The 2,210-nt window shown below is 63.3% G+C and carries 2 protein-coding genes; one reads left to right on the forward strand and one right to left on the reverse strand.

What is annotated here, in order from left to right:
- Positions 1–74: 74 nt before the first annotated feature.
- On the reverse strand, positions 75–1,274 hold the full coding sequence (locus ACODSO_RS29095) for a GNAT family N-acetyltransferase (RefSeq protein ID WP_489040068.1): 1,200 nt from the start codon (positions 1,272–1,274) through the stop codon (positions 75–77).
- A 38-nt stretch (positions 1,275–1,312) separates the two neighbouring features.
- Here ACODSO_RS29095 and ACODSO_RS29100 point away from each other — a divergent pair, with 38 nt between their 5' ends.
- On the forward strand, positions 1,313–2,140 hold the full coding sequence (locus ACODSO_RS29100) for a TrmH family RNA methyltransferase (protein ID WP_489040069.1): 828 nt from the start codon (positions 1,313–1,315) through the stop codon (positions 2,138–2,140).
- Positions 2,141–2,210 lie beyond the last annotated feature (70 nt).

Genomic DNA, 2,210 nt, shown 5'->3' on the forward strand with positions numbered 1-2,210 from the left:
GTGGGCTGGAAGGTGCGCGTTCACGCGCGGTAGTGACCGAATGAGTCGTTCGGTCACTACCGCGAGCCTGCGGCCTAGAACGCCCAACCCATGACCGAGGCCCTATCGGTCGCGAAGGCGATGTCGACGGTGTGGAGTGCCTCCGGATCGCGGGTCCACAGCCTCGACGCGGCGGCAAAACGCGTTGCACGGTGTGTGCCGAAGTACATCGACGACAGGACGTCGAGTCCGACCCTCGCATCCGGTGCAGCTTCGGTGCGCGTGACCGTCGCTGCTCCCGCGGAGATCGTCACGTCGAAGGTGCCGCCCGCGTCGAGGAACGGGTCTTCCACCTCGAGGACGAACTGGGCGTCGACGCCGTAGGTGCGTGCTTCCAATGCTGCCTTGACGTCCATGATTCGGCACCACAGTGCATCGTGAAGGCCGGTGATCTTGGGTAGACGATTGTTCGTCAGGAGGAAGGGCAGCGCCTCGTCCGGGGCTTGGCTGACCTCGATGGTGTCGACGAGATCGATCCCCGCGAGTACTTGCCACATCTCGGCGTATGCCTGATCGGTGACGGCGATGAACTCCTGAACGACGACCTTGCTCTCGGTGGGACTCCGACGATATGCGACGTATCCGTCAGCGTGCGCGATGAAGAACAGCTCGGTCAGTCCATGCCTACGGTTCTCCCGGTCGGCGAAGAATCGCTCCCATCGAATCGGCGGCTTCGGTTGAGCCCCAGCCGTTTTGCGCTGCCAGCGATGGTAGATTTCGGGAAGCAGTGTCGAGGCTTCCGTCGACTCGATCAGACGGACGCCGGTGACGGCTGGAACCGACTCGTGGAACTGCGCGAACCTGCGGTCGAGCACGATTGCGTGTTCCTCCGTCGCCGGGCCGTACCCGAATCGGCGGTAGATCGTCGCTTCACTCGCAGTCAGGAGCGACAGTGGAGCCCCCGCAGCATCGAGTTTGCGGTGTTGTTCGGTGAACATGCGGCGGAGAATGCCGCGCCTGCGGTGCGTCGGCGCGACCGACACCCACGACACACCCGACGCTTCCACCTGTTCGCCGCCGGGGACCGTCACGGACATCGGGAAATGCATGGCGACGCCGACGGGCGTGCTTCCATCCCATGCCATGACAACGTGCTCGGAGCTCGTCAGAATCTGAGTCTCGGCGAGGTCCTCGGAATTTTGGTGCTCACCGAACGCGTGGGCGTCGAGAAGTGCGACTGAATCCCAGTCGTCGTCGGTGGCCGTTCTGATGTTGATCGTGTCTTCGGTAGTCATCGCAGTCGAGCTTTTCACACAGGTGCCAAGATGGACACGTGGTACACGTAATCGACATCGAAAACTCCGCCGATCCCAGGCTGGACGACTTTCGAGACCTCAACTCGTCCGATCGCCGTCCCGACCTACCCGACGGAAAAGGCTTGGTGATCGCCGAAGGTGTTCTGGTGGCGGAGCGCTTGCTCTCATCGAGGTTTTCGCCGATCAGTTTGCTCGGGGTCGACCGTCGACTGCAGGAACTCGGTGATTGCCTCGACGGCGTCGACGTCCCGTTCTATCGGGCGACCGCGGAGGTCATGGCCGACGTTATCGGATTTCACCTCAATCGAGGGGTGCTCGCCGCGGCGCATCGCCCGCCGGAACTGGACCTAGCCGCGGTACTGGAGGGTGCACGAACTGTCGTGGTGCTGGAAGGCGTCAACGACCATGAAAATCTCGGGTCGATGTTCCGCAACGCGGCCGGACTCGGCGCGGATGCGGTGCTCTTCGGTGCGGCATGTGCTGATCCGCTGTATCGACGCGCGGTGCGGGTGTCGATGGGGCACGTACTGCGGGTTCCGTTCGCGCGTGTTCCCGACTGGCCGAGGGGACTGAATGTACTGCGAGAGAGCGGTTTTCAGACAATATCGCTGACGCCCAACCCGTCGGCGATACCGCTCGCCCAGGCGATGACGGGCGAGAAAGTGGCACTTCTACTCGGAGCCGAAGGGCCTGGACTGACCGAACACGCCATGCGCGCCACCGACGTTCGCGCGCGTATCCCGATGGCGCCGGGAACGGATTCACTCAATGTCGCCACCGCCGCAGCTATGGCGTTCTACGAGCGCGTGCGGTTACACACACCCGGACAGGCTCCACTCCTGTGAACCGGGTCGTTCCCGCAGGCTCCACTCCTGTGAACCGGGTCGTTCCCGCAGGCTCCACTCCTGTGAACCG

Source organism: Rhodococcus sp. FG69, from assembly GCF_057808915.1.